Source organism: Enterococcus sp. FDAARGOS_375, assembly GCF_002393265.1.
GTDB lineage: Bacteria > Bacillota > Bacilli > Lactobacillales > Enterococcaceae > Enterococcus_D > Enterococcus_D innesii.
On the sequence record NZ_CP023515.1, the window covers coordinates 1,626,602 to 1,649,199 of the forward strand.

A 22,598-nucleotide genomic window follows, 5' to 3' on the forward strand; every position below is an offset into this window, starting at 1 on the left:
ATTCCTCCTCGACTCATTCGTTTGCTTATAATTCTACTTTTTGGGAACGGTTAGAGGCGATCACGAATGGCAAATAGATCAAGACCGAAATCGCAAGACAAACGACACCGACAACCGCAGCGATCGCATTTCCTCCAGTTCCTAAAAAGAGATTAATGATTCCGGGGGTCGTCCATGGTACCCCAATCGCTGGGGTCGGCATGATCGGCCAGACAACAGTGACAAAATAACCCACTAAAATATTGACCATTGGCGTTAAAATAAACGGAATGATCATGATTGGGTTCAAGACGATCGGTAGACCGAAGATCATCGGCTCATTGATTTGGAAAATCCCTGGAACTAAGGACATCTTAGCGATCTCACGTTGTTCTGGACGTTTTGAGGCGATGAAAATCGCAATGATCAAGCCCAATGTCATACCAGTTCCGCCCATATTTGCGAACATATCATTTAAAACGCCCCAAGTTTCTTTGTAAGGAACGTCCCACAAGGAGCCGCCTTGGTTGATAAAGTCTAGGTTAGCTAGGTCCTGTTCGGTAAAAATCGCTGAACGAACCGCATTCAAAGTATTTGGTCCATGGATCCCGATCGCAAACAACGTAGTTTGCAAGAACGCCAAGATCAAGACACCGACGACATTGCCCCCCAGATCCCGCAATGGACTTTGGATCCCATTATAAATCAGTTCATTGATGCCTTCTGGTGCGATCATCAAAACTAAGAAATTGATCAAAGCAGTGACTGCCACGATGATCACGATCGGAATCATGCCAGAAAAGGAACGAGAAACTGCTGGCGGTACCATTTCAGGCATTTTGATCTGCAGTCGTTTGACTTTGAAAAGCTTCGGCAAGAATTCACCGACCAAACAAGCCACGATCATAGCTACGAACAACCCTTGGGCGCCTAAATATTGTGTGGAGATCACATTGACATCTTCTACTGCAAAGGAGGTCGGGTACAAGATCATAAAGGCAGCGACACTTGTCAAACCAACTAGCGTAGCATCTGCTTGGAAATGTTTGGCTAAAAGTTGGGCAACAAGAAACGCAATGAATAAACTCATGATGTTGATGGTCCCGTTCGCCACGGAAGCTAGGACTTGCTGGGCACTTTCCAGATTTGGGAAAAGTCGATTCAGTTGAAATAATTGCACGATGAAACTTTCATTGGAAAATAAAATATTGTTGACCAAAATAACGAGAGAAGAAGCGATGGTCAGTGGGAAAATCAGCATGAACGCATCCCGGATCGCTGCTACGTGGCGTTGATTGTTCAACTTTGTTGCGATTGGTACCAACGAGCGGTCTAACAGGTCATTGAATTTTTGCATAATAATAACACCTTTCCTTAATTGATGCCATCATTATAGCGAATGAAAGCGGCTAAAAGTAAGCGGATACGGATTCCGTACATATCTCTCAAGAAATGAAAAAAATTCCGCAGCCGGAACACAGTGTTACAAAAAAAGATGGTTCAGTAAACTGAACCATCAAGGGTTGGAACGATAATCTTGCAAATAACCGATCAGTGTTTCTAAAATCGCTACTGAAGGCAATTGACTAGTCAAATCAAGAAAGATGTCTTTGCGTTCCTCTTTGATCGCATACTCGATCGAATAATCGCACAGGCGTGCCAACGTACTTTCCCGATTGGGGGTAATGCAATATTTTTGCACGATTGCCTGATTCTCTAAGCCAGTAATGACTTCGATCAGTTCTTTGGTTTCACCAGAGACACTCAGAAAAACCAAAACATTTTTTTGATCTTTACGCAAAAAACTTTTGATCGGGTAGGTCAGCTCGTCTATGCTGATACTAAAGTAACCGAGACTGGCCAACTTGCGGGCAACGTATTGCGCGATCGCACCGGATGCCCCCATCCCCATAAATAAGATCAAATCAGCATCCCGCATCGCTTCGGCAAGTTTTCGTATTTGGTATTCCGCATCAGGGTGGAAGATCTGCATATTCAAGCCTTTGATGCGCGCTTCTAAACCTAAGTGTTCCGGATGCGCATCAAAATGAGCTTTTTCTAAATGATTTTTGATATAGAAGCGAAATTCTGGAAACGACTGAAAGCCGGCTTTTTGAATAAAACGAAAGACCGAAGTCGAAGAGACATGAGCATCATCGGCAATGTCGCGTACGCGCATATACGGGATCTTTTCTAAGTGATTGACGATAAAACGGTAGATTTCTTGTTCTACCGCAGAGAGCTTGTTCAAGTTTAATTGTTCAAAAAGCGCCATGCTGGTTCCTCGCTGTCCTAGATAATCAATTTACACCAGTATAGCATATTCGAACTTTTAACGGTGCAGCTGTTGGTGGATCTGATAGACTGCGCCGATCAAGCCGGCATCGTTTTTTAGCTTCGCTGGACGAACAGGCGCGATGGTTTGTCCGCGCAAATAATTGATCGCTTCATGCCGTGTTTCCGTGATCGTCAAGCGAGCCTGCAGGCGTTCCCAGAAATAAGGATTGGCGCTGATGCCGCCGCCGATCAACACCAATTCTGGGTCAAAACAGCTAATCAAATTGATCAGTCCTACAGATAAATCCGTTAGAAATTGGTCCGTCAGCTTCAGCGCCAACGCTTCGCCTTGCTGCGCGCGGTCAAAAATTTCTTTGGCGTCTTGGGTGGGTTCAAAGCCAGGAACTGCTGCGCCAGCTAAATTGTAGAGGCGAATCAAGCCGCCCACGACGGCAGTTTTTTTATTGATGGAACTTTCCTCGATATTGCCTTCTTCTGGCAGCTGATCGATCACCATCCAGCCAAATTCACCAGCCATGCCATGAGCACCTCGGTAGACTTGGTTATTGATCACGATCCCACCGCCTACACCAGTGCCTAGGACAAGACACAAATAGTTGGCAGCCTCTTGCGCATTGCCGATCCATTTTTCAGCAATCGCTGCTGCATTGGCATCATTTTCCACCGCCACAGGCAATCCTGTACGCGCTTCCAAGGCTGCTTTAAAATTTTCACCATACAACGATTTGATAGCGCCCGCCGTTAACATAAACCCGTCTTTTTGAACGATCCCTGGGGCACTGATCCCAATACCATCAATCGTGTGGCGGCTCTGGGCATCTTCGATGATCGTGAGTAGATCCTGATAAAACTGCGCTGGCTCATAACTTGTGGGGATCGCTGATTTTTCAAGGATCACGCCGGTTTCATCCAAAACACCATATTTAATACTTGTTCCGCCAATATCAAATCCTACGTACATTCTTCTTCCTCACCTTCTAAAACATTGTTGCCTTAAGTGTACCATCTGGCAGGAGGAATTTTTTTCTTTTTTCAGCTATTTTTTGCCTGCCGTTTCCGCTGCATCCAAATAAAACAAAATGTCACTTTTGCCTTCCTGATTGGTGCCTTTGTATACCTCCGTATCCAGACCTCCGATGCGAAAGCCTGCCCGCAAGTAGAACAGACAGGCAGAAGGATTGTTGTCCTGCGCTTGCGTGTAGATGCCGCGATAGCCCTTGGCAAGGGCCGCTTTCAGTGCCTGTTGGATCAGCAGTTGACCGACTCCTTGCTGGCGGTAGTCTGTGTTGACTTTTAAGTCATAGAGGTACAGATACTTGAAAAAAGCGTCTTGAACGATTGCTAAGCCGATGCATTTTCCATCATCATAAGCACCGATAAACAGACTGTTTCGGCTCATTTCATCATAGCAATAATTTTCATCTGGGAAACGCATCGTCTGAATGTCTTCAGGTGCAAATTTACAGATCGTGTACTGCCAGCTGCCCTCATTATAAGACGGCAGCATTTTCCCCCATAAGGAGAAGGGTTCGTTTTTCAAGCGGATATCAGCTTGGTGTTCTTGATCGATCCGTTTGATTTCTAGCATGGGGCACCTCGATTTTCTATAGATTTCAATCATGAGTATTTAAAAGTAAGTTGTTGCAGTTTAGTTTACTACAAAGAATGAAAAATCACGATACTTATTAAACAGTCTAGTCTTCCTGTGAGAAGGGACGATTTTGTAGGAGAACTTAGTTGTTTGTCTATACGTTGAGGTTGGAAAAAGCAGAAATATTCCATTGATACCTTAGTCACAATGACCGACGGAAAAATACGCCTTAAGTTTGATTATATTTATCGCTTGTTTTTTTATACTGAAGGTAGATAGAAAAAACGGAGGACAATCACTTGAAGAAAGCAATTAGTATGATCCTGCTCGTGTTAACGATCGGGACCGTCACATTGGTTACATGGTCTTATTTTACGAAAGATGATTCCAGCGAACTGGTTCAGCTGGTGGATCGTTTCAATCCGTTCGTACCGGAGAAAAAGGTCTATGTCAAAACATCCGACGAGTATGGCGTGTTGCAAGAACACGATTCCTACGAATATACACAAGAAGGAGTCAATGAAGATGGGCAAAAGATCAAAATCACGTTTTGGACACCACAAAAGCTAAAAGAAAATGCCTACCTAGAGCTTGATGCAAAGGGCAAACATGTGGAGTCGTATCAAGAGGTGACCGAGCAAGATCTCCCTGACGCCGTCAAAGACGAGTTGGTTACGACTCATTGATCATCAAGCCTGCTTGAAAAAAAGGACAGGAAGTCATTTCCCGCAAGTTGGGAGATGGCTTTTTTCGTGCATTCACTTAGAGAAAAGCTCGCCAAGATTTGATTTAGGTGAAAAAGATTAGAGGATGATAGAATTTTCAGAAAAAATAGATAATTTTTTCAATTCTTAGTTGCAATAGCAGAAGCGTCTGGTATTCTCTATGAGGTAGTTTAAAAAAATCATTTATATAATTAAAAATAGCAACAGTGAGAGAATCACCTTGTATGGAGGATCAACGGTTTTCAAGGAGGAACCTATGACAGAAAAAAATCAATTAAAAAAGCAGATGAAAACCAGACATATCACTATGTTGGCACTAGGTGGCGCCATCGGTGCTGGCCTATTCAAAGGCAGCGGTGAAGCGATCCAGTTAGCGGGACCTGCGGTCTTGCTGGCGTTTATTTTTTGCGGGCTGATCTTATTTGTCGTCATGACAGGACTGGGACAGTTGGTCTTATCTGACCAAAAACAACATGGCCTTTCGGGCTTAGTCCAGCCATATCTTGGCGTGCATACAGCCGATTTCATCGACTGGATCTACTGGTCGATGTGGATGATCAACGTCATCGCCGAAGCAGTTGCTGCCGCAAGTTTTTTGCAGTTGTGGTTTCCCAATATTCCAGCTTGGATCTTTGTGTTGATTTTGGCACTACTCACGACCATCATCAATTTGTTTTCGGTTCGCTTGTTTGCGGAAACGGAATACTGGCTTTCCTGGGCCAAAATCAGTGTGGTGATCGCGTTGATCTTGGTGGGTCTCTATCTGGTTGCCACGCAAATCTTTGATTTGGGCTTTTTCCCGACGATGAGCCAAATGACAGACTATGGTGGTTTTGCCCCTCATGGTCTCAAAGGATTTATCAATTCGTTATTGGTCGTAATCTATTCGTACGGCGGTTCTGAATTAGTAGCCATTACGATCAGTGAAGCAGAAAATCCCAAAAAAGCGATCCCGCAAGCAATCAAAGGAGTGATGACTCGGATTGCCGCTTTTTACATCATTCCCTTGTTTCTTTTACTGATCATTTATCCGTGGAATCAATTAGCCGATCCAAATGTCAGTCCTTTTGTGATGGTGTTTCAAAAAATCCATGTCCCGTTTGCCTCCGACATCGTCAATTTAGTGATTATTTTGGCTTTGTTTTCGTCAATCAATTCTGGAGTCTATGCTTCTTCAAGAACGTTGTTTTTCCGATTAAGCAACAATGGCCAGAAAAAAAGCCGCTTTACGATGCTGAATAAAAACAGCGTGCCCCAACGAGCGATCATGTTTTGCAGCGGTACTTTATATCTTGGAGTCGTTCTTTCTTACTTTTTAGGCGACAAACTCTTCAATTATCTAGCAGGCTCCCTGTCTTATACTGTATTGCTGATTTGGTTGTTGATCAGTGTGGCGGCGTTTGTTTTGGTACGCAAGCAGCAGAAAATGGGCTATACGATTTTTTTGGGTGGGGCGATCCTTGCGTTGCTTTTGCTGTTTGCCGGTATCTTGATCACTAACCCATTAGCGGTCACAGGTTTCACCGCATTGCTGTATACGATCATTTTTCTTAGTTTTTATTGGAACCATCGAAAAATAGGGGAAACCAGTGAAAAAAGTTGAAGAAACATCCCTTAAGACATAAACTGATGGAGAAGGAACCCCGCGTTCGGTTGTTTCTTCGGTTCTCAGGAATGTGACGATAAAATAAAGTGTAGGAGAAAACGATAATGGTTAATTTTTGGACATTGATTTTCGGTACCCTCAGCTGGGTCGTGGTGGAAAGTCTGCTTTACAATCCGATGCATAAGTGGGGCAAGTTTTGGGCGAAAGAATCAGGAATGGCAGAGAAGATGAACGGTCAACAGATGACGACCGGAGACATGCTCTTTACCTTTGGCGGAACGATCGTTGGTGGGATTCTCTTATCGGCAGCGACCTATCAAGTCGTCTATTGGTTTGCCACATTCGATCATGATGGTTGGCTGATGACCTCCTTGCAAGTCGCTTGCTTATTGTGGTTAGGGGTTTATGGGGTCGCCACCTTCGTGATGGCTGTTTACTCGGGACAGTCCCGCAAATTAGTCGGGTTGCACCTTGTGAATGGGTTTCTAGGAGTGATCGTTTTAGGACTTGTTGTCGGACTAATTGGACAATAGGCAGCGATCATACTACGGAACGGGCTTTCAACGACATCAAATGAAGCAAGTAATCCTAATAAATGTAGAAAACCAATCTTTTTAATAAGGTTGGTTTTTTGTGTAAAATTAACGTAACTACAAAAAACAGCTATGTAAGCAAATAATTTGTGCTATACTGAAAGCAACTGAATCGAATAGGATAAACCAAACCACGCGAAAAATCATGAAAGAAGGAAACTGAGGCACAACGAGGAGGGGGAAATGAAAGTGAAAAGCAAGTTAGGTAGAGGAATATTTGCTACCGTTTGTTTAGCGGCGTTATTTTTTTTGGCAAGCTGCAGTCGCTCAGGGGTTGACTCTGCAGCTGCGAATCAAGTATTGACCAATAGCAACAGTCATCAACAATATGCTTTGTATCTATTTGAAGATGGAAAGATCACTGTCAATAAAACGCTGACTTTTTTTACCAATCCGAATCAATCACCTGCGGATATCGCGGAGAAACAAGAAGAACAGTTAGCGCAGATCAATGAACATCTGCAAGCAGAGTTTCCCAAAAGCAAAGCACTGACTGCGGCAGACATTGGTCCTATGCACACTTTTGAAGTGACAAATGCCCATGTGATCATTGATCAAGAGAAAAAGGAAGTGCGCATGACTGGTGATGATTTTGAGAAAGTATTCAAAATGGCGGACAACAATGACAAGCGTCTAATCGATGACGAACAAAACGAGTACGAGTTTTCTTACGATGAGAAATAGCAAGTGATAAAAAAGCGGCTGTCTCCGAAGAGACAACCGCTTCAGACTGTGGACAAACCTTAGGCAAAAATGAGGTTTGTTTTTTTTCGTTGCAAAATATTAGTGACTATTACGGAAAACATTTTGCGCAAGGAGTAAGTCCGCGACTTTGCGCTTCTGCTAAAGTGGCAGGCGTGTAGGTACCGTTGCCGCATTTTCTCGTATGATATTTCGAACCTGTTGGTGTAACGAGGACCGACGTTTGGGCTTGATTGCTAGCAGCGGCTGGCTGACTTTGTTCTGGCACAGCGGCGGCTGCCTGCCGTTCTTCCTCCGCCTTAGCTTGTGCGGCTGCTTGTTCGTTGGCAGTGATCGTTTGCGCCACTGTTTTCGTTCGAGCAGCTAATTCCTCATCGGGGGTCTTGAGACGAGCGACAGCATCTTTTGCACGAGCAAGGGTATCTTTTGTCGGCTCCGCCTCTGCCGCTTCCACCGCTTGGACAGCTTCTGCAACGAGTGCTTCTGCTTCTTTCTCAGAAATCTTAGTTTCTACAGTGGATAACCGACCTTCAAACGTTTCCTTGTTCAAAACCGCTTGTGCGACCAATTCTTTTGCCTGATCGAAATCCCTGCGCTCAAGAGAAGCTTCAGCGGTATCAAGGGCTTTGCCGATGGCAAGGTGTTCTTCAACTACAGCTAGCCGAGTAGCGAGATCTTCGTAGGTTTTACTTAAAGCATGAATCAGCGTCACGGCTTCGTCATAATTCTTTTGGTTTGGCTGGGTTTCGGCAAGAGCCAGTGCCGTCTCAGCTTTTTCCAGTGCTGCTTGTTCTTGTCTTTCAGCTTGTAAATTTGCTAGAAATGCGCGAGAAGGTTTGACGGTGACGACTTCTTCTTTGGTGCTTCCACCCATTGAGGCTTGGAGAGTAAATTCCTGTTCCTCTTCATCTTCAAGTTGCACGGTGTAAGAAAATGTTTCGTCCGCCAGCGAAACCTCCACCCCGTTGATCGTCAGTTGCGCTTCTGGGTTGGTTTGACCCGTAATCGCCGCTTCGCCTTGCTCGTTGGTAACCAGTTCTGCTTCATCTACGTGAAGCTCCGGTGTTGCTGCAGGAGTCAATAATGCCCCGCCAATCAATAAGAGAAAACCACCCATAAAAATAACGATCTTGTTGCGAAGCGGCTTTTTCTTGATCAACCCAAGAATAAAAAAGATTCCGCTTACAACCATTGTCAAAAAACCAATAAAAAAAATAAACATCCCCATAACTTTCTTCATTTCCTTTCTTGTGAATATTTCAATTATAACATTTTTCCTAACTTATAAGCCATCCATAACCGGTAATCAATGCTGATAAGAGTAGAAGGGAGGAGCAATCGCAAATCAATGTCTATTTTTATCAATAAAAAATAGATTTACTTTATTTTTTGTTATAATATTATACGTAACTGGCTGTTTTATCTGTATTGTCTTTTTCGAAAGGGCACTTAGTTTTAGTACGTTTTTTTACTTCATCACTGAAAAAAGACGTTAAGATCATACATAATGAAACGAGCAAACATCTGTAAATCAGCAGGTTCCTGTGGTATCTTCCCCCAAAAGCCGCCATAAAAATAGACGGTTCTCCCCTCTAAAAAATCAACTAGGTTATCAACAAGAAAATATGTATTCAAAAAAAGGAGTAAAAATGAAAATCACCCAAATTCAATGTCCCAGCTGTTTGGGACGTCTAGAAGTTGATTGGGACTCAGGAAAAGCTGTCTGTCAGTATTGTTTGAACGAGTTGCTGATCAAACCGGAACTTCAAAAAACGGAACAAAAGAAACCAGAGGCCACACTCAAAGATTTAGCGCACATTCAAGGATCAGTCAAAGAAGGCTTCTATCCCTTTGCCTATGACGAAGAGGGGTGTCTCCAGGCCTTGAAAAAGCAGCTGGCTTGGCAGGACACCATTTCGGAAAGTGTCTTTTTTGAGCTCGAATTAGTTCAGCTGAAACGTGTATTTATCCCCCTGTATTATTTTCAGATCGACTATGAAGCCCAAGTAAGAGGGGCTTATGTGCATCAGGAACAGCAGAGGGGACAGGGGCGTATCAGTGCCAGTATTCATTTACATAGCAGTGGCAACACCACGGTTTTCAGTGAAGTGTTTCCGACGGATGCCCAAAAAGAGGCTGACTACAGTATCAATGGCAAACTGCCGCTGCATATTAAAAAAGGAGCCGCTTATTGCACAGAGATGCAGCAGTTTTCGGCACATAACCAAGACGTCCAAGTGCTACCTTTTGATATTTCTAGAGAAACGGCACTCGCTGATCCCCATTTATTGGAAGCCTTTGAAGCGGGAGCGAGAGACTATTTGATTGGAACAGAAACCCCAAGCGAGCTTCAACTAACCCTTTTTCCTAAGCATTGTGATACGGAAAAACTGTATTTTCCTTATTACATCGGCGAATTCAGGTACGAAAACCAAACCTATTCTTTCGTGGCTGATGGTACCGATGCTGAACAGCTCTTTCCAACCGAGCTTCCTGAATGTGAACAGCTGGTGCAAGTCAAGAAAAGTTTTTCTAGGACCAGCAGTGTTCTTTGGCGGTTCTGCTATACCTTCTTTTTTGTGGGATTTTTTTCTGGAATTACTTCGAATCTTCTATTTGATGGGTTTTTATTACCGGCTGTTGCCTTTAGTCTGCTCGCTTCAGCGGTCATCTTGCTGATTGCTTGTCTTGCGACTTGGTATTTCTTGCTCGTACCAGAGGTCAAGTTTTTCTCAGAATACGGCAGATTCAAAGCGGAACTTTCTCAAGCATTGAGTCAGCCGGATGCATCAACAGCTGCCGTGAAGAAAGCTTTTGATGCGCGTAGGAAGAAACTCGTCCGGAAAACAGTATTTTACAGCAGTCTCGAAAATATGGCGTTTGAATTCGCCTTGATCCTTTTTTTAGCATTCCTGATTTGGTATTTCGGTTTTTATGGCTTATCGCTTCTAGTGCTGCTGGCGTTTGTCAGCTGGAATACGATCCGTATTTTTACAACGAATAGCTCCGATACCTGTATCAAAACGAAAGGATGATCTCATGGATATCATTCCCATTCAATGTCCCCATTGTTTAGGGGAACTAGAAGTAAACTGGGGTGTTGGCACGGCAGTCTGTCTGTATTGCCGAGGCAAAATGGTCATCAAATTGCCCTTTGACCACGCCAAAATTGACCAGTCCAGTTCCCTGACGGACAAACAGCTTGCGCTGACCCAGCTGGCAGCTCTCCTGAAGAAAATCAGTCTGTCATCTGTTGCTCCTAGGGAAAACGCACCATCAGCCGACGTTTTCGTTGGACGGGAGCAGCCAAAACCAACGTCAGGAAACCAGGCGTCTCCGATTCAAAGGGCGCCCATCCATCAGCACAACCAGCGACAAAACCGTTTGACTGCCTTTTTTCAAAAACAAAATTTTTTGTTCTATTTCTCTGGAGAAAGACAAGTGCTGCCACGGCAATGGCAAAGCCAAGTCCTTGCTAGTTTTCAAGTGCCTGAAACGGAGACACCTCTGGCGCTGCTAACGGCAAAGATGACTGGCAAGAAAGCGAATGCGGGGCTACTTTTTGGTATCGAGCGAGTGTATTTGTGCACGTACGAAAAGAAAGAAAAACGAATAGCCAGTTTTTCGTGGAGTATTTGGAAAACTCTTTCCTTTTCGTTCCAACATAAAATCTTTGGCAGTTTTTTGGTGGTTCAACAGGAATATCGTGTTCCTCTCCAAGCATTGGGCTTTACGACCCAATCATTTTTGCAAGAATTACAGCAGTTGTTGCAAGAGTGGGAGGCTGGCTAGTGCTGAGTATCAATAAAATCAAATAACGGATCAATTTATTGGTCAAAAAAAACAAAGAGAGCGTCGCAAACAGCGGCGCTCTTTTTTTATTCATTTGGTTTCTAGGTTTCCAACTCAGCGTCGTTGGTTTCTGATAAATACTCGGCTTCATCGTTTAAAAGACTGGCCGTCGTTCGCAGCGTGTCGTAAGAATGCAAAACGGCAGCGAGGCTTTTTTGTGAATCACTGATTTTCATGGTCGTCGAATCGGCACTATCTAACACGACTAAGGCTTGTTGGTTGATGGCTTGCATGGTTGCGGCAATGGTTTGGGTCAACTGCTTGGTCTGTTCGGCTAATTTTTGCATTTCATCGGCAACTACCCGAAAACCAGCTGCCTGTTCGCCGATCCGTGCTGTTTCGATGGAAGCGTTGAAGGATAGCAGTTTGGTTTGTTGTGCAATGCGGTCGATGTCATGCAGCACCGCTGTCACCTGTTGGCTATCCATTTCTAAGGCATGGGTCGTTGCTTGATTTTGATCAGACAGCCGTTTGACTTGCGCCAAGTTCTCTGACAAATGATCGACTTGCTGGTGCCCGTTGGCAGAAAGTCGTGTCAGGGAGGCAGCACTTTCTTGCACTTTTTTGATAGTGACCGCTAAGGCTTGTTCTCTTTGGGTAATGTCAAAAGCGATTTTGACGACGTTGACGACTTCTTGCTGCTCATCGAGGACAGGGAAGTAGCTCCCTTCTAAAATCAGTTTTTCTCCTTGTTTGTTTTTCCGAATGATTTTGTCTTGAAACCGTTGCTTTGAGTAAAGCAGTTGATTCCAGAAAGCTTGGTAATCCGTACTGACAGCATAATGGTCAAAACAAAAGGTCCGATGCGGTAAGCCAATGATTTCTTCTTGGCTGTACCCTAGGATATCAGTCATGTTGGCATTGGCGAAAACAACTTCTTTTTGCGGATCAAAGACTATGACAGCGAGTTCTTGAAAAATAGCAGCGAGCAGACGGTTATTTTGTGTTTCATCTAATGTGAATTTCATACGTACTTACCTACGCCTTTCAGTTTTTGGGAAGTTTACACAGCGAGTGTCTTACAGTTATCGGTCATGAAGGCAAGGCAGTTAAGAGTGCAAAAACCACCTTTTTTGTCGAACAAAATGCCTGGAAACAGAAGAAAGCAAGATTCTTTGCATCAGAATGACTTGGTGGTACCCTTAAGGTCAACATGAACGATTTCAAACAAAAGGAGAGAATCGTATGACAGATAGAATTTCGTTGGAAAAAGCAGCCGTTGAATTTAGTGAGGCAAATGCACCGCACCCACGGATCTATGAATTACCGCCAGAAGAAGGGCGCGCATTATTGGAACAAGTCCAAGAGTCACCCGTCAATAAATTGGCGGTTGAGATAGAAGATCAGACCGTTGATACAGGCGAATGGGGGACCATCAATGTTCGTTTTGTTCGTCCTGAAGGAAATCATGCGATTCTCCCTGTCATTTATTATCTCCATGGCGCGGGTTGGGTCTTCGGCAGTGCCGCGACTCATGATAAATTGATCCGTGAATTGGCGGTACGAACCAACTCGATCGTCATTTTTCCTGAATATAGTCGTTCACCAGAAGCAAAATACCCAACGGTAATCGAACAAAATTATGCGGTCTTGCAGCAATTACCGGGATTTGTCGATGTCAAAGGCTTAGACCTTAGCCGTTTGACCGTGGCTGGCGATTCCGTAGGTGGGAACATGGCGACCGTTATGACCTTGTTAACGAAAGCTCGTGGTGGCATTCCGATCGCACAACAATTATTGTTCTATCCTGTGACAGATGCCCGCTTTGATACGCCTTCGTATGAAGCATTCGGTGAAAATTATTTTCTGACCAAAGAAGGGATGCAATGGTTCTGGGATCAATACACGACGGATGAAACACAGCGGGATCAAATTACCGCTTCTCCTCTACGCGCGACCAAAGAGGAGTTAGCCGATCTGCCGCCAGCGTTGATCATTACAGGCGAAGCAGATGTCTTGCGGGATGAAGGGGAAGCCTATGCGCAGCATTTACGAGCAGCTGGCGTGGAAGTCACCCAAGCACGGATGCAAGGGATCATCCATGATTTTGTGATGGTCAATGCGATGGATCAGACCCAAGCCGCACGAGCTGCCATGACACTGGCTGTCGGTTGGCTGACGGAAAAAAATGTCCCCGCAGAATAAGAAACCGACGAAAGAACTTCTTTTTAAGCGGTGTTCTGATATAGAAAAGGATGTATGGAGTGGAGCGATCCACTCCTTTTTTGTCGGAAAAATGGAAAGACATACACCTGCAGTCTGAAGCAGATGCAAACGCTCTCTAAAAAACTGCGTTTTAATAGTACAGATGTTAATAAGTGTTTTTCGTTGATAAATAAATAAAAAGTGCTATTATATGTATTGTGATTAATACAGTTTTTGAAAAGAGGTAATACAGTGAGTGCAAAAGGATCAGAAATCATTGTTGAAAGTTTAGAAAATCATCGGGTGCCTTATATCTTTGGGATTCCTGGTGCAAAAATCGATGGCGTCTTTGACGTGTTGAGTGATCGGGGACCAGAGTTGATTTTGGCACGACATGAACAAAACGCGGCATTTATGGCACAAGCAATCGGTCGCCTGACAGGAGAGCCAGGAGTCGTCATTGCAACAAGTGGACCAGGAGCCAGTAATTTAGCGACTGGGTTGGTCACGGCAACTGCCGAAGGTGATCCCGTCTTGGCACTAGCAGGCCAAGTGAAGCGTTCTGACCTTTCAAAATTGACCCACCAAAGCATGAATAATGCGGCATTGTTTGCGCCGATCACGAAATTCAGCAGTGAAGTCCAAGATCCTGAAACCCTTTCTGAAAGTATTGCCAACGCCTTTCGCATCGCAAAAACAGCCAAAAAAGGGGCGAGCTTTTTATCCATTCCTCAAGATGTGACAGACGGAACTGTCCAAGGGCCAGCGATCAAACCACTATCTTCGCCTAAATTAGGCAGTGCCGATGCAGAAGATATCCAGGCACTCGTCGATCGGATCAAAGAAGCCAAACTGCCTGTCTTACTCTTAGGGATGCGGGCTTCAGGCGTCAAAGAAACACAAGCGATTCGTCATTTAGTTGCAAAAACTGGGTTGCCTGTCGTAGAGACCTTCCAAGGTGCTGGGATCATTTCTCGTGAATTAGAAGAGCATTTCTTTGGCCGCGTCGGCTTGTTCCGCAATCAGCCCGGTGATATGCTGTTGAAACGCAGCGACTTAGTGATCGCTGTGGGGTACGACCCGATCGAATACGAAGCTCGCAACTGGAATGCGGAAAAAGATGCCCGCGTGATCGTCATCGATGAAGTACCGATGGAGATCGATCCATTTATGCAGCCCGAAGTTGAACTGATGGGCAGTATCGCGAAAATTATTGAACAGCTATCAAAAGCCATCGATCAGTATCACTTGAGCGAAGACGCTCACAACTATTTAACGACGCTGCAAACCAAACTCAATGAAAAACCAGCGGATGTCGAAGGCAGCAACAATACCTTAAATCCCCTAGAAATCATCGATGCTTTGCAACAAGAAGTGACCGATGACATGACGGTGACGGTGGATGTCGGCAGCCACTACATTTGGATGGCCCGTCATTTCCGCAGCTATGAGCCACGGCACCTGCTCTTTAGTAATGGCATGCAGACCTTAGGAGTCGCTTTGCCATGGGCGATCGCTGCAGCGCTCGTGCGACCAAATACTCAAGTGATCTCTGTATCTGGCGATGGTGGCTTCTTGTTTTCTGCCCAAGAGTTAGAAACAGCCGTCCGTTTGAAACAAAACATCATTCACTTGATTTGGAATGACGGTACCTACAATATGGTGAAATTCCAAGAAGAAATGAAATATGATCGTGCTTCTGGGGTTGATTTTGGACCAGTTGATTTCGTAAAATATGCCGAAGCATTTGGTGCCAAAGGCCTACGGGCAACCACTAAACAGGAATTGATGGCAGCCATCGAAGAAGGGTTTGCAACGGATGGTCCAGTGATCATTGACATCCCTGTGGATTATTCAGATAATGCCGATCTAGGCAAAACGATCCTACCTGATCAATTTTATTAAGACCAAAGGAGCAGCAAAATGAAAGTGAAAAACAAAAGTTATTTATATCAGCATGGCACCCTAGGTGGGTTGATGCAGGATTTAATGGATGGCACGGAGCAAATCGGCAAAATGCTTGAATATGGCAATTTTGGGATCGGTACGTTGGCTGGTTCCAATGGGGAAGTAATCATTTTAGATGGTGAAATCTACCATGTAGACGAATCGGGCAAGGTGCAAGTGCTCCAAGGAAATGAAGGAACCCCTTATGCGGCAGTCGTTGATTTTTCTGCGGCGAAGCACCTACAGATCAGTCAAGAGATGACCGATGAAGAAGTGAAAAATCACGTCCTGACAGAAGTCAGTCCGAATTTGTTTTCCGCTGTCAAAATCCATGGGGTATTTGCCAAGATGCACGTCCGCGTTGCCCCAAAGCAAGAAAAACCATACCCAAAATTCATTGAGATCATCCAGCATCAGCCGGAATTTCAAGCAGAAGATATCAGTGGTACGATCGTCGGGTTCTTTACCCCGTTGTTGTTCCACGGTGCTGCGGCCGCCGGTTTCCACCTGCATTTTATTAGTGATGACCGCACATTTGCTGGTCATGTCTTGGACTTTGAAGTGGCGGCAGGCGAAGTCGAATTGATGGAACTAGCTGAATTTCGTCAGCATTTTCCTATTGATAATCAAGATTACTTGCAGCGGGAGATCGATGTTGCAAAAATCGCCAAAGATATTGAATCAGCGGAATAAGCAACAGTAGATTTCTTAATAGACAAACGATAAAAAGCAAGCTAGAATCGCATTCTAGCTTGCTTTTTGTTATGGACGGTTTTTTGTAGCATGATAAGCTACCCGTGTTCCCTTGAGATCTCCTTTGATTCAGAAATCGCAAATCAATTGTTATCTAATACGACTAAGCGTAATATTCGTGTGTTGATTTTATTCAATAATCGATTCCAGTCGGAGGCATCGGGGATCGGTTTTAGCAAGATGCTTTCGACGTCCAATAAATACTCTGTGGCATATTCAGAGTAATTAGTAATCAAAAGCTCAATATTTTTTTCCTTCAAATATTCGTGTGACAGTTCATTCGAATCAGGATAGTACATCGTATGATAGGCACCTAGGTAGCGACGAATAATATTTTCAGCATACTCGCAGACATATTCATTGCCTTCAAAAATCACGGCAATCGTCCGTGGGGAGCCCCAGTTTGCTTCCTTGATGGATTCCATGTACATAGTGAGACTGGCACAAAAGTCATCTAAGTATTTTCGAGAATAGAGCTTTTTCACTAAGGTGTGTGTAAAGAGGAAATCATAATTTTTTTGATACTCTTTTGCGAACTTCTCTTTGACAAATTGATTTAAATCATCAATGTTTATGTTCATCGTCAAAGAGAGCAACTCTCGTAACTTTACTACGATGAAAAAAGACTCAAGCCAAAGGAAGTCTTTTCGTTCATCGAGACTGTTGCCTTGGTTTTCTGCATAAAAATCGCTGACGATCTGTTTAATTTCAGGCCAATAGTTATATGTTCGACAAAATTCTTCGCAAGAAGGACTATTGATTTTACGACGGCAAATAATACAGGTGAAAATATAAACAGCTTCCGCCTTAGGAAGTTCATAATTAAAATGTCGTTGCATGATTTTTTGCAACTCTTGATATTGTGATAACAAATTATTTTTCTTGATCAGTTCATAGAGCTCAGAAGATGGTTTTGCCAAAAGACCTCGTTTGCTGCGCTCGATGCTGATGTAAAGAACATAGGCAAAATAGGAGAAGGAAGAAGACTGCATTTGTTTTGCTTGCAGAAGAGTAGTGATCTCCTTGATCGCTTCTTGTACATTGATTGAAGGAAATATCGTGTTGATGTTGATGTCAGACTCATAGTAAAAAAGACAAAAAAATTTACGGATATCAATTTCAGATCCTGCAAATGTCACTGGATTAGTCTTAAGACGAAGGTTAAAAGGATGTAAGTAAATTTCGATTTTTTTAAAATAACTAAGCAATGACTGCTCAGAAAGGTTGAGTGAAAGGCTCCAATCCATCAATGATTGGACCTCATTAAAAAAGATACTTTCGAAAATCAAAAAAATTGGTTCATCCTTGACCATGGCTTGTTTTTTTCTGCGATAAGATTCGTGATCAAGCTCTTCGAAGAAATACCCGACTTTAGCCGCATGGATTTCGATTGAGTCACTAAAATAGTTCCGAATACTGGCGATATCTGAGATAACCGTCCGCGTACTACTTTTGGTTATTTTAGCCAAGTCGTTAAGAGTACAAGTGGGATTTTTTTCAAATTCATCTAATAATTGTAACCAACGAACAAGAGAACGATTTTTCATGAATTTTAATTGAAATGTTTTCATAGTAGTCTCCCATCATATAAAATAGCCGTTTATAAAAAAGGTGTGCAATCCTTTGGTTTGTGTCGGTCATCGATGGCCTTTTAGCAAGAATAACGCAAAGCGACTCATGGAAACAATCTGACGCTAAAACGGAGCCTTCATGCAATTTCCATGATAGCCAAAAGATGCCTCCTTCGTTGTCAGATATGTATCAACTGAAAGAGTTTCGACTGTCAAATCAAAGAACCATCCTGAAATTTACTATTTTTCTTAAATAAACGCAAATTCCTTGCACTATTTTAATCAATAGTTACAATTATTGTTGTACAACAGAATGGGGGAAAGCAACTTTTTTCACCCGTCTATGAAAAAACAAATTTTTTAGCTGAAAGAAAACCCGGTATAATGACATCTCCTAGGCGCCTTCTTGCGCAAATCAGTAAAAACGATGTTTTTCAGTAAGGAGCTTATTTTTGAAGAATTTCCAGTTAAGTTTTGTCACAAATAAATCAACGGCTAGATGGTTCCAAATTCTCAATGCCTTTGAAAAAAGTGAGATCTGCAGTGCGAGTAGCTTGGCAGAAGTCACAGAAAGTACTACAAGAACGATTGGAAAAGATATTGGCGGCATCAATGAGTACTTTGCTGGCTTATTGCAAATCTCTTCGACGAATCAAGGGTATTTATTTGAATTGAACAACTACCCAAGTTATGAAAAGAAAAAAGCATCCCTGCTAGCGAATGAGCCCTTGTTTCTTATGCTGGAAAATATTTTTATGGGTGAGTTGAAATCTATTGATGAGTGGACCGACTGTCTTTTTCTATCTAAAAGCACCTTATCGAAATATTTGCGGCGTATCCATCAACAGCTTACTCATTTTGATTTGACCTTAACACTGGATCCTGTGAATATCGTAGGCGAGGAAGCAGATATTCGGAATTTCTTCTGTACCTTTTTCTACGAGACAGATATTACCCCTCACACGGTTTTTCCGTCGGTAGCGGTTCAACAGGCAGTCACTGAAATCAGTGGGATGTTTGAAAAAAATAGCTATCATACCGCCTCATTCTCTCAATACAGTTATCTGCTGCATATTTCGATCGAGCGATTTTTACAAGGGCAAAGGATTCAGGTAAAAGAAGAGTTATACCATGCTTTGAGACATAGTATCCAACTGATGCACTTTCAACGGATCAATGAAGTGATAGACAAGTATTTTGAGTTTCAGTTTCCTCACGATGAGTTGGTCTTTTTGTTTGTGAGTATTATCACTAAAAGAAAATTGCAAAATGTCATCGTAGAGCAAAAATTCTGTCTCTCGTATAATCACTGGCCAAAAATTCGCGAATTGACCAACAGTTTTTATCAACTCTTGAATGTCACCAGTCCAAACCCAAAAAATGATTTGATTTTGATTGAATCTTTTTTTACTACTGCTAAATTGAGGGAATGCTTATCGACTTCAGCGAATCGCAATATTTGGGACGTCAATACTTTTATTCGTAAAACATTTCCGAAAGAATTTGCTTTTTATCAACGATTCTTAGAGAACAATCCTTTTTATCAAGAGTTGTATTCTCCTCAATATTTGCCGGATTTTTGCGCGAATTTAGTTATTTATATCGAGTCTGTTCGTGAGCGCTATTGGTTTCCCCGAAAAAACATTGCCTTTATTTTCGAGGGCAATCACCATATCGTTCAGTACATTGAAGGGTGGTCCAATCGGTATTTCAGCTGCTCTCACCGAGCATTTTATCCGGATTCTGGCGAAGTCACCCCCCACTATTTGAAGCAAAATCAGATCGACCTGATAGTAACGAACTATGCAGAGCATGCGTCCGCTTTTCGCGATACCATCGAATGCATTGTCTTCAAAACGATTCCTTCTTCCTCTGATTGGAATCGGCTATTGGAAAGAATCAACCCGGATGTCACGCGACAGTTCGCGCTAAAAGACCTCTTCTAATTTCTCTTCATCTGCAATTATGAAGAGTCGCTAGAAAAGGTCTATTCCAATTCTATACGAATAGCATAAGCAAAGCCCAGTTCCTTCAAACTATCTAGCAGTCAAGGAATTGGGCTTTGGTTTTAAAGGCTTGTTTTTACACAAAAAACATCGATTTTGGGGATGGGGAAGTGTCAATGATAGTGAGTACAAGCCTTTTAAAACAAATGAGTTAGGGAGAACCAGTTTAGCTATTTACTGTGCTTCGCTTAAATAAATCAAGCTCCAAGGAGCTTTTTGATTCAGTTGAATTCCGGTCAATTCCCGATAAAAACAGGTTTTGTCTTTGACAGTCAGCTGAATGATCTCTTCTTGCGTGTATTCGTTTAAAGCACTTTTTTTTAAGTTGTACAGCTCTTTTAAGATCTGCAACTGAGCATCAATGTCCAGCAACAACGACATCTTTTTGAAAAAACTATTATCGGAGTCGTTGTAGATGTTTAGAAAACGTTGGCGCAAGGATAAATAAAAGTTAAAGATCTTAGGGTCTTCGCTAGAACAGCTAGAATGAATAAATTCTTCATCGAAAAAGTTTAAATATTCTTCAGCTGATTGAATCGTTTTTAAGTTCATATCGATACTCCTTCATTATAGTTGACTTGTAGTGAAACCTATTTGATTCGATCATCGAAAGCATTTGCGGCAACTGGGTATCTGACAGGAGGCACTCGTATTTACAGGAGCGTTTTGCAGTCGCAGTATCAACGAGGACTTTCGTTACATCCAATGTACTTGATTTCTCATGGAGTCTCAAACGCGTTTTTTCGCATCCATACGAAGAACTTTTTTTCGTTGATGAATCAGTCAATAAAGTCGAGAATATACGATATCTTTTGTTATAAAAAATAAAAGAGGGCGAGTATAGCGGCTTAGTCCTGTTTTAGATATATGGATACGGTGAAATCTTTTTGACAGTCAAATGTAAAACCATAGTGCGAGTGTTTTAGCATTGTTTTGACGATATACAGACCTAAACCTGTACCAGCCTCTTCTCCATAAGAAAAGAAGGGTTTGGCCAAATCTGAGTGTTTCAGCGGCCCAGTTTTTTTGATAGGGTTTTTGATCGTTAATTGTTTGTTAGTAAGAATGATCGTGACGACGCTGTTGGGTGGGGAATGAAAAATCGCATTGCTCAAAAGGTTTGAGAAAATTTTCTTTGCCAATTTCGGGTTGTAGAAAAACGTCAGCTCTTGTTGTTGATCAATTTCGATCCGCAAACCTTTATCACTCCATAAAACTTCATATTCTTCGATCAAGTGATCGATCATTTCCCGCACAGAAAGTGGTTGGTCGTCATGGGCCTGTTGGTTGTGAAAAACGAACAGGATTTCTTTGATCAACTGCTGCAGCTTTTTCAATTCATTTTCTGTGGCTAGAAGGGACTCTTGCTGTTCTTCAGATAAAGAGTCATCTCTGACATTCGCTAATAGCAGTTGGCTTGCCATGATCGGTGTTTTCATCTCATGGGTGAATCCTTCTAGCAATGTTTTTTTCTCTAACTCCAGCTGTTTGATCTGCTGAACTTGTTCCAAGGTGGCCCGCTGGGCACATTGGAGTTGTTGATATAGGGCAGTTACTTGAGTTTCGATCACTAGATAATCATGCAATTTGATCATGGTATTTACGGCATGAATCTCCTCATACGGAATATTTTTTTCCATCATGTGGAAGACAGACGCCAGTTTGCTCTTTTCGTTTCGATATAAGTAGGTATACAAGCCGCTTCCAGCCAAGGACAATAGGCTAACTAGCAGCAAAACAAAAGGCGTTGCTAGCCAAATGATCTCTTTTACATCGACGGCACTGATTTGGACAGGGTAACTAACATAAACTTTGTAGCCATTAGTGTCAAACGTCGATTGATAACCATTGGTGAGATGGATCAGCTCACCATTTTTTGCGGTGATGGGTTGCTGGATGGGATAGATGGTATTTTGCTGGGCATCAAAAATGATTATGGTATAGCCATCGATTCGATAACTGTCCAAACGTTGGAAAGAAAGTTCATCGTCATTGACAATATCAAAAATTTCCCGGACTACAGTGTCAAAGACCGCTTGTTGTTTCATTTCGATCCGAGGACCGATATTTAGTAAGAAAAAACCTATCACGCTCACAAAAGTCACGAATGACATTGTCAATGTAAAGAAGCAGATGATGCGAGTCGTTTTCCATTTAATTCGTTTCTTTTTCAATTCGGTACCCGATCCCTTTAACAGTTTGGATGATGTCTTTGCCTAATTTGCTACGGAGGTTTTTAATGTGAACATCGATCGCCCTAGAGTCGACAAAGGAGTCATAGCCCCAAATTGTGTCTAAAAATTCTTCACGGGAAAAGACTTTTCCTTGACTTAAGAGCATCATTTGCAAGAGCTCAAATTCTTTTGAAGTCAATTCGATCGACTGGCCTTGCCTGTGAACTTGATAGTTATTGATCTCCAATGTCAAGTCGTTATACGTGACCGCCGCATTTTCTTTGTGACCGACTCTGCGCAAAATCGCATCGATTTTTAAAGCGAGGATGTTGGTAGAAAAAGGTTTGATTACATAATCATCGATCCGCTTGCTGTAAAGGTTGATCTGAGTGAATTCATCGTTCAATGCGCTGATCACGATTACCGGGATCGGGTTGTTTTCGCCTAACTCATTTAAAAACGTTTCTCCGCTCATTTTAGGTAACATCAAATCGAGTAAAATCAAAGCGAAAGTTTTTGTCTCTAGGGCGTTCAAAGCAGCTTCCGCTTCATCAAAGGCTGTGACTTGATAGCCTTCTTTTTGTAAACTCAACTGGATGCCTCTTCTGATTTCATCGGTATCTTCAATAAGAAGAATTTCTGTGGCCATGGATTAC

Annotated in this window: 20 protein-coding genes; 10 read left to right on the top strand and 10 right to left on the bottom strand. The window is 42.7% G+C overall.

The genetic code is table 11. The features are described 5' to 3' along the window. Positions 1-25: 25 nt before the first annotated feature. The 4 genes from CO692_RS08855 to CO692_RS08870 form a co-directional block, all read right to left on the bottom strand. The gene (locus CO692_RS08855; RefSeq protein WP_086293639.1) at positions 26-1,336 is read right to left on the bottom strand and encodes a PTS sugar transporter subunit IIC; all 1,311 of its coding nucleotides are present in this window, start codon (positions 1,334-1,336) and stop codon (positions 26-28) included. Between the two features lie 159 nt (positions 1,337-1,495). Beyond that, complete coding sequence (locus CO692_RS08860) at positions 1,496-2,254, bottom strand: MurR/RpiR family transcriptional regulator (protein WP_096742062.1); 759 nt, start codon at positions 2,252-2,254, stop codon at positions 1,496-1,498. A 57-nt stretch (positions 2,255-2,311) separates the two neighbouring features. Continuing rightward, positions 2,312-3,238 (bottom strand): ROK family protein, encoded by a 927-nt coding sequence (locus CO692_RS08865; protein ID WP_086293642.1) that lies wholly within the window; start codon positions 3,236-3,238, stop codon positions 2,312-2,314. A 75-nt stretch (positions 3,239-3,313) separates the two neighbouring features. After that, the gene (locus CO692_RS08870; RefSeq protein WP_086293644.1) at positions 3,314-3,865 is read right to left on the bottom strand and encodes a GNAT family N-acetyltransferase; all 552 of its coding nucleotides are present in this window, start codon (positions 3,863-3,865) and stop codon (positions 3,314-3,316) included. Between the two features lie 320 nt (positions 3,866-4,185). On the opposite strand from CO692_RS08870, the gene CO692_RS08875 reads away from it, so the two are divergent. From CO692_RS08875 to CO692_RS08890, 4 genes are all read left to right on the top strand, one after another. Continuing rightward, positions 4,186-4,554, top strand: a complete 369-nt coding sequence (locus CO692_RS08875) for a YxeA family protein (RefSeq protein WP_096742063.1) — start codon at positions 4,186-4,188, stop codon at positions 4,552-4,554. Between the two features lie 295 nt (positions 4,555-4,849). After that, the gene (locus CO692_RS08880; protein WP_096742064.1) at positions 4,850-6,196 is read left to right on the top strand and encodes an amino acid permease; all 1,347 of its coding nucleotides are present in this window, start codon (positions 4,850-4,852) and stop codon (positions 6,194-6,196) included. 107 nt (positions 6,197-6,303) lie between these two features. Then, positions 6,304-6,732 (top strand): DUF1761 domain-containing protein, encoded by a 429-nt coding sequence (locus CO692_RS08885; RefSeq protein WP_086293648.1) that lies wholly within the window; start codon positions 6,304-6,306, stop codon positions 6,730-6,732. A 243-nt stretch (positions 6,733-6,975) separates the two neighbouring features. Continuing rightward, the gene (locus CO692_RS08890) at positions 6,976-7,476 is read left to right on the top strand and encodes a hypothetical protein (RefSeq protein ID WP_086293650.1); all 501 of its coding nucleotides are present in this window, start codon (positions 6,976-6,978) and stop codon (positions 7,474-7,476) included. A gap of 109 nt (positions 7,477-7,585) precedes the next feature. On the opposite strand, the gene CO692_RS08895 is transcribed toward CO692_RS08890, so the two are convergent. Continuing rightward, positions 7,586-8,722: a serine protease gene (locus CO692_RS08895; protein WP_096742065.1), complete on the bottom strand. Its 1,137-nt coding sequence runs from the start codon at positions 8,720-8,722 to the stop codon at positions 7,586-7,588. Between the two features lie 421 nt (positions 8,723-9,143). Here CO692_RS08895 and CO692_RS08900 point away from each other — a divergent pair, with 421 nt between their 5' ends. Both CO692_RS08900 and CO692_RS08905 read left to right on the top strand, forming a co-directional pair. Next, positions 9,144-10,529, top strand: a complete 1,386-nt coding sequence (locus CO692_RS08900; RefSeq protein ID WP_096742066.1) for a hypothetical protein — start codon at positions 9,144-9,146, stop codon at positions 10,527-10,529. A 4-nt stretch (positions 10,530-10,533) separates the two neighbouring features. Then, positions 10,534-11,286 carry a hypothetical protein gene (locus CO692_RS08905; protein WP_170924055.1) on the top strand — a complete coding sequence of 251 codons (753 nt, stop codon included), beginning with the start codon at positions 10,534-10,536 and terminating at the stop codon, positions 11,284-11,286. A 101-nt stretch (positions 11,287-11,387) separates the two neighbouring features. Here the strand turns inward: CO692_RS08905 and CO692_RS08910 are convergent, their stop codons facing one another. Further along, positions 11,388-12,314, bottom strand: a complete 927-nt coding sequence (locus tag CO692_RS08910) for a methyl-accepting chemotaxis protein (RefSeq protein WP_086293656.1) — start codon at positions 12,312-12,314, stop codon at positions 11,388-11,390. Positions 12,315-12,531: 217 nt separating this feature from the next. On the opposite strand from CO692_RS08910, the gene CO692_RS08915 reads away from it, so the two are divergent. The 3 genes from CO692_RS08915 (at position 12,532) to budA (ending at position 16,131) form a co-directional block, all read left to right on the top strand. After that, positions 12,532-13,491, top strand: coding sequence for an alpha/beta hydrolase (locus tag CO692_RS08915; protein ID WP_096742067.1), 960 nt, complete (start codon positions 12,532-12,534; stop codon positions 13,489-13,491). Positions 13,492-13,743: 252 nt separating this feature from the next. Further along, positions 13,744-15,396 carry an acetolactate synthase AlsS gene (gene alsS, locus CO692_RS08920; RefSeq protein ID WP_096742068.1) on the top strand — a complete coding sequence of 551 codons (1,653 nt, stop codon included), beginning with the start codon at positions 13,744-13,746 and terminating at the stop codon, positions 15,394-15,396. Positions 15,397-15,414: 18 nt separating this feature from the next. Further along, complete coding sequence (gene budA / locus CO692_RS08925; protein ID WP_081117695.1) at positions 15,415-16,131, top strand: acetolactate decarboxylase; 717 nt, start codon at positions 15,415-15,417, stop codon at positions 16,129-16,131. Between the two features lie 143 nt (positions 16,132-16,274). Here the strand turns inward: budA and CO692_RS08930 are convergent, their stop codons facing one another. After that, the gene (locus CO692_RS08930) at positions 16,275-17,762 is read right to left on the bottom strand and encodes a helix-turn-helix domain-containing protein (protein WP_081117696.1); all 1,488 of its coding nucleotides are present in this window, start codon (positions 17,760-17,762) and stop codon (positions 16,275-16,277) included. 452 nt (positions 17,763-18,214) lie between these two features. On the opposite strand from CO692_RS08930, the gene CO692_RS08935 reads away from it, so the two are divergent. Continuing rightward, positions 18,215-19,708, top strand: coding sequence for a helix-turn-helix domain-containing protein (locus CO692_RS08935; RefSeq protein WP_096742069.1), 1,494 nt, complete (start codon positions 18,215-18,217; stop codon positions 19,706-19,708). Between the two features lie 234 nt (positions 19,709-19,942). On the opposite strand, the gene CO692_RS08940 is transcribed toward CO692_RS08935, so the two are convergent. The 3 genes from CO692_RS08940 to CO692_RS08950 form a co-directional block, all read right to left on the bottom strand. Then, positions 19,943-20,320 (bottom strand): DUF7006 family protein, encoded by a 378-nt coding sequence (locus tag CO692_RS08940; RefSeq protein ID WP_096742070.1) that lies wholly within the window; start codon positions 20,318-20,320, stop codon positions 19,943-19,945. A 296-nt stretch (positions 20,321-20,616) separates the two neighbouring features. Beyond that, positions 20,617-21,942 (bottom strand): sensor histidine kinase, encoded by a 1,326-nt coding sequence (locus CO692_RS08945; RefSeq protein ID WP_096742071.1) that lies wholly within the window; start codon positions 21,940-21,942, stop codon positions 20,617-20,619. Beyond that, entirely contained in the window at positions 21,923-22,591 is a 669-nt protein-coding gene (locus tag CO692_RS08950) for a response regulator transcription factor (protein ID WP_096742072.1), read from the bottom strand. Before CO692_RS08950 ends, CO692_RS08945 begins: the two co-directional genes overlap by 20 nt. Between the last annotated feature and the right edge of the window lie 7 nt (positions 22,592-22,598).